The 1,292-nt window shown below is 66.5% G+C and carries 3 protein-coding genes; 2 read left to right on the top strand and 1 reads right to left on the bottom strand.

Annotated elements, in window-relative coordinates:
• Positions 1–430 (bottom strand): hypothetical protein (locus tag AB2385_RS17075; protein ID WP_367656209.1); only part of this gene is annotated, 430 nt, incomplete at its 3' end.
• A gap of 124 nt (positions 431–554) precedes the next feature.
• On the opposite strand from AB2385_RS17075, the gene AB2385_RS17070 reads away from it, so the two are divergent.
• Together AB2385_RS17070 and AB2385_RS17065 are read left to right on the top strand one after the other, a co-directional pair.
• Complete coding sequence (locus AB2385_RS17070; RefSeq protein ID WP_367656208.1) at positions 555–770, top strand: hypothetical protein; 216 nt, start codon at positions 555–557, stop codon at positions 768–770.
• Positions 771–800: 30 nt separating this feature from the next.
• Complete coding sequence (locus AB2385_RS17065) at positions 801–1,235, top strand: hypothetical protein (RefSeq protein WP_367656207.1); 435 nt, start codon at positions 801–803, stop codon at positions 1,233–1,235.
• Positions 1,236–1,292 lie beyond the last annotated feature (57 nt).

Below are 1,292 nucleotides of genomic sequence, written 5' to 3'. Positions count from 1 at the left end.
CCTCGTCGAAAGTGCCGTTGGCATAACAGTCGGCCGCCGAGAGGAAGCGGGCCTGGATGCCCGTCTTCGCCATCATCTCGATCAACTCGGCGTCCATATGGTGGCCGAAGGACTGGTGCGTGCCGTAGGGATCGGGGATGCGGGTGACCGGCTTGCCCAGGTGCTCCTTCAGCCACGGGGCGTCGATGTTGGTCGGGATCTTGCGCAGCCCGTCCATGTCGTCGGAGAAGACGATGATCTCCGACTCCCGGCCCAGGTCCTTCAAAGCCTTGGCCACGTAGAACGTGCGCACGACCTCGCCGATGGTGCCCATGTGCGGGTGGCCGGATGCGCCGAAGCCCGTCTCCAGGATGTAGCGCTCTTTATCTGGCCAACGCCCGATGATGCGCTTCGCTTCCTGATACGGCCACAGGTTCGGATGGTTCGTCATACTGCTTCTCCTTCCCGCACGGTGGGTATCTTACCCTGGTGATTATACAGAAAAGGCTTAGCGCAGACAAGTTCATGGAAAGGTCGCCCTCTGGGAAAGACTAGGGCCCAAAGGGGGGTGGGCAATGGAGGCAGATCGGGTTCAAGGCCGCACCGCAGGTCCGCAGCCACAGGCGAAGGTCCCGTCGGAGACCCAGCGGCAGCTGGGCGAGATGCGCCCGGGCGAGGCGTGGAGCCACGAAGCGGTTGCGCGCGGATATCAGGCCGGCGGCAATCAGGGCGAGTTCACCGACCGTGCGCCCGACGCGGTCGGGGAGGAGGAACACCACGGCCGCAGCTAGGCGGGAAGAACCAGGGGAGGGTTTCACGGCATGCGTACGCTGAAGCGTTGGATCGCATGGACGCTGCTGTCGGTCTGGACGCTCCTGCTCCTGACCGGCAGCGCACTGGCCGCCGAGTCGCGGCCGAAGGAGGCGGCGCCGGAGATGTCGCCGGGAATGCGGCAGTTGCTGAACGACATCCGCAACCTCCGGCGCACCCGCATGGAGCAGCTGAACGCCGAGATCGATCAGATGATCGAACGGGCCCGGGCTTCAGGCCAGATCACGCAAGAGGAGGCCGCCCGCCTGCAGGAATGGCGGGCCCTTCGCCGCCAAGGCCTCTCGCCCCACGCATCGGAGGCCGAGGTCAAGGCGAAGCTCGAGGAGGCCGTGAAGAACGGACGCCTCACCAAGGAGCAGGCGAAGCGCCTGCTCAAGGAGTGGCAGGAGGCCCGGAACCGCAGCCGCACCCGCGGCAGGCCGTGAGACGGCGTGCTGGCCCCGGCCGGAGAAACCGCCTCCGGCCGGGGCCGCGCTGTACCC

Origin of the sequence: Symbiobacterium sp. (genome assembly GCF_040797425.1) — a bacterium.
Taxonomy (GTDB): Bacteria; Bacillota; Sulfobacillia; order Symbiobacteriales; family Symbiobacteriaceae; genus Symbiobacterium.
This window is presented reverse-complemented; position numbering and strand designations above follow the sequence as displayed.